The organism is Blautia sp. AF14-40 (genome assembly GCF_003479665.1).
Lineage (GTDB): Bacteria > Bacillota > Clostridia > Lachnospirales > Lachnospiraceae > Fusicatenibacter > Fusicatenibacter saccharivorans.
The window spans coordinates 1-2,475 of sequence record NZ_QUHK01000063.1 but is presented as its reverse complement, the minus strand read 5'-3'; the positions used below and the strand labels follow the sequence as shown (position 1 = coordinate 2,475).

At 30.5% G+C, this 2,475-nt stretch carries 3 protein-coding genes; all 3 read left to right on the top strand.

Translation table 11 applies throughout. The features are described 5' to 3' along the window. The coding region (locus DWW13_RS17725) for an O-antigen ligase family protein (RefSeq protein WP_199674880.1) at positions 1-1,015 on the top strand (1,015 nt) is incomplete at its 5' end. Then, on the top strand, positions 1,016-2,095 hold the full coding sequence (locus DWW13_RS17720) for a polysaccharide pyruvyl transferase family protein (RefSeq protein WP_118720737.1): 1,080 nt from the start codon (positions 1,016-1,018) through the stop codon (positions 2,093-2,095). It begins immediately after the preceding gene. Then, on the top strand, positions 2,076-2,438 hold the full coding sequence (locus tag DWW13_RS17715) for a 4Fe-4S dicluster domain-containing protein (protein ID WP_118720735.1): 363 nt from the start codon (positions 2,076-2,078) through the stop codon (positions 2,436-2,438). The genes DWW13_RS17720 and DWW13_RS17715 overlap by 20 nt, the downstream gene beginning before the upstream one ends. Positions 2,439-2,475: the final 37 nt, after the last annotated feature.

Sequence of the window (2,475 nt, the reverse complement as noted above, 5' to 3'; positions counted from 1 at the left end):
TGATTCAGGCATATTAAAATATAATTTGATTTATGTATTAGTAATATTATTTACTATATCGGCTGAAAAATACAACGATTGGTTTGAAAAACTTTTCAAAATTGCTAAAATTGGATATTTGTTTTACGCGATATGTACAATTACTATGTCTTTGTCGAGTAATATGATAGATGTTGTGTGTAATATATTTCCTGCAAATGCTGCTACATTAAGATATCAATATAGTATGCACGCATTTCCTGGTATGACAAATCACTATTCGACAAATGCAATGTTATTGGCTATTGGTGCAATTATATTTATTGCGGAATTCATTAATAGACATAATAAAAACAGTTTGGTAATGAGTATTATATTTATTATATCAATTTTGCTGACAGGGAAAAGAGCACACATTATATTTTTACTAGCAACAATAGTTATGGCATATTACATTTACTTATCTAATAGACAAAGAAGTAGAATTATTAAGATGCTTGCATTATTGGTTGGAATGATTGTTGTTGGATATTTAATCTTTTTATACGTTCCAGCATTGGCAGTTTTTATTCAGAGATTTGGTGATGCCGCAGAATCAGGAGATGTTACGTTAGGAAGAACGACTTTTTGGACACTTGCAATCGAAGAATTCAAAAAGCATCCCATCTTTGGTATTGGATGGGGTGAATTTCAAAAAATCAATCCGCGAGGATGGCATGCACACAATATATATGTTCAAATTTTGTGTGAAACAGGAATTGTCGGTTTTAGTCTTTGTTTGATATGGTTTCTTTATTTTTTGGTAACAACAACATCTATATTTTTGAAAGAAAGAAAAAGAATAATTGTAGTATCTGAAAAAAATGAAAAATGGATAATTACATCATTTTGTATTCAAGCATTCTTTTTATTATATGGTATAACTGGTAATCCGATATATGATAAGGAGATGTTTATACCATACTTTGTAGCATGTGCTGCTACCTTAACAGTAAAACAAAAGTTAGTAAAGCAAGAACAAGGAGAATACTATTAGATGAAAATTACAATTGTAACCCCTTATGATTCTGCTAATTACGGAGCTTACCTTCAGGCATTAGCGAACAAGATTTTTTTAGAGGAGCTAGGTCATAGCGTATTTTTTTATAAGTGGAGAAGCCCAAAGAAAAGAAAACAACTTTTTTTTGGAAAAAAGGACTCTATTAAAAATTTGATTAAATATGTTATGAAATATAAATATAATGCACATAAGTATCATGTTTTTTCTGATGCACTGGACATTTTCCATGAAATTGACGAGAATGAATTGTCAGCAATGGAGCTCGCTATTTTAGGAAGTGATGAAATTTGGAATATTAATGTGAATACATTTCAAAATCCTGTATTTTATGGAGAAATCAATGTTCCGAAGATTTGTGCATATGCGCCAAGTGCAGGCAATGGAGCTGAACTAGAAAGGTACAATTCTGTTTGTTGTTCATTGGCACAAGTTGAAATTATAGGAGTAAGAGATCAGAGTACGGTTGAATTAGTAGAGAAGCTTTTGAATAAAAAGACTAAACTAGTTGTAGATCCTACCTTGCTAATTCCATTTTCATATTATCCAGTTCCAAATAAAAGAATCATTTCTGAAAAATATATGCTTATTTATTCATATGATATCTCTAAGGAACATATTGAATGGATTAAAAGATATGCGCATGAAAAAAAGCTTAAAACTGTTGCAGTATGTATGCAACATGGTTGGTGTGATAAAAATATATGTGTTAGTCCGTTAGAATTTTTAAGTTTGATTCGTGATGCAGAATGTGTTTATACGACGACATTTCATGGTAGTATTTTTACATTTTTACAACATAAAAGGTGTTATGTCGATATCAAATCAACAAAAGTTAAAGACTTATTAGCATGGACCGGTATGACAAATCAGGTTAATAGAGTAAATTGTACATATGAGAGATTTATTAAAATATTAGATATACAACCAAATTACAATCTTTTTGAGGAAAATCTGTTGATTAGAAGAAAACAGTCAAGCAGTATGTATCAAGAAATTTTGACAAAGATTGAAAAAATGCAAGAAAGTGGTAAAAGAAATGATCTATATATGTCCTAAAGAAAAATGTTCAGGTTGTGGTTTATGTGCAGATATCTGTCCTCAAAAAGCAATAACAATGAAAGAGAAAAAGCTAACTGGGCATTTTGTACCAGAAGTAGATAGTAGAAAATGTATTAATTGTTCTTTGTGTCATGAAAAATGTCCATCTAATTCAGTGCCACATTTATACAAAACAAAAAATACTTATGTAGCATGGAAGAAAGACGTAGAGTCTACTAAAACAAGTAGCTCTGGTGGTATAGCAGCAGAACTTTACAGTTGTGCAATCAAACAAGGATATTATGTGACAGGAGTTATACTTGATGAAGATTTTAGCGCAAAAATGATTTTATCAAAGTAAGCGATGAATAATCACCCGGTTTTTCATCTCCTCAAAT

What these genes read in the sequence shown, in the direction of transcription:
- DWW13_RS17720 (WP_118720737.1), top strand. Translation starts at nt 1,016, where the DNA reads ATGAAAATTACAATTGTAACCCCTTATGATTCTGCTAATTACGGAGCT.
- DWW13_RS17715 (WP_118720735.1), top strand. Translation starts at nt 2,076, where the DNA reads ATGATCTATATATGTCCTAAAGAAAAATGTTCAGGTTGTGGTTTATGT.